Origin of the sequence: Anoxybacillus sp. LAT27 (genome assembly GCF_022030075.1) — a bacterium.
GTDB classification, from domain to species: domain Bacteria; phylum Bacillota; class Bacilli; order Bacillales; family Anoxybacillaceae; genus Anoxybacillus; species Anoxybacillus kestanbolensis.
Map to the genome: position 1 here is coordinate 1 of NZ_JAIWYK010000090.1, position 393 is coordinate 393.

The 393-nt window shown below is 46.8% G+C and carries 1 protein-coding gene; it reads right to left on the reverse strand.

Going from position 1 to position 393, the window contains the following annotated elements; all coding sequences use genetic code 11:
- Positions 1-150: 150 nt before the first annotated feature.
- Positions 151-393 (reverse strand): transposase (locus tag LD028_RS08635; RefSeq protein ID WP_237811569.1); only part of this gene is annotated, 243 nt, incomplete at its 5' end.

The following is a 393-nucleotide window of genomic DNA, read 5'->3' on the forward strand; positions in this document are numbered from 1 at the left end:
TGCCTTTTTGATCAAAGACTTGAACGTACGGGAAAGATTGCTCCGATCAATCGGTTTTCCAACAGGTGTACAGTTAACCAGATCGAGATCGTGATACAGGCTTCCTGGGGTCTGTCAATGATTTTGTGTAAACTCCAATAGCCGTTAGGCTCAGCGGAGATATGGTTGAACTCGCTCCGGAAACTGAACGGACAGTTGCAACAGAATTTGGCCCCAGTTCTGAACTCTCCCCGTCCACTTTCGTAACACATCCATGGTTGCCAGGTAGAGCATTTTGAGCAGGGCTTCGTCTGTAGGGAAAATGGCTTTTCCTTTGGTGACTTTTCTCAGTTGGCGATGGTAGCTCTCAATGACATTGGTTGTGTAGATCAGTTTGCGAATCTCAGGTGAGTA